The 318-nt window shown below is 44.3% G+C and carries 1 pseudogene; it reads left to right on the top strand.

What is annotated here, in order from left to right:
• A pseudogene (locus NE473_RS30780) lies at positions 1-318 on the top strand (AraC family transcriptional regulator); the annotation flags it as partial.

Below are 318 nucleotides of genomic sequence, written 5' to 3'. Positions count from 1 at the left end.
CCCGGACATTAAGAAACTATCTGCTGCTGATTGAAGAGGAGTATAACAAAAAGGATTTATTCTACGATGCTTCGATCCACAGCCTGTTCACAAGCTTTTTCGTAACTCTGGGAAGACAGGATATCAATAATCTGCAGACGGACCGCTATAAACCGGAGCAAAAGCTTCAGTATGCCGAAAAATTTGCAGATATCAGCTATTACATCAATCTGCACTGTACGGAACCGCTCCGGCTGGAGTATATCGCTTCCTATACCGGCTTCAGCAAATTTCATTTCTGCCGGCTTTTCAAGGAATTCGTCGGCTGCACCTTTCATG

Origin of the sequence: Hungatella sp. SL.1.14, assembly GCF_024460495.1 — a bacterium.
Lineage (GTDB): Bacteria > Bacillota > Clostridia > Lachnospirales > Lachnospiraceae > Hungatella > Hungatella hathewayi.
The sequence above is the reverse complement of the archived record's forward strand: the minus strand, read 5'-3'. Positions and strand labels throughout refer to the sequence as shown.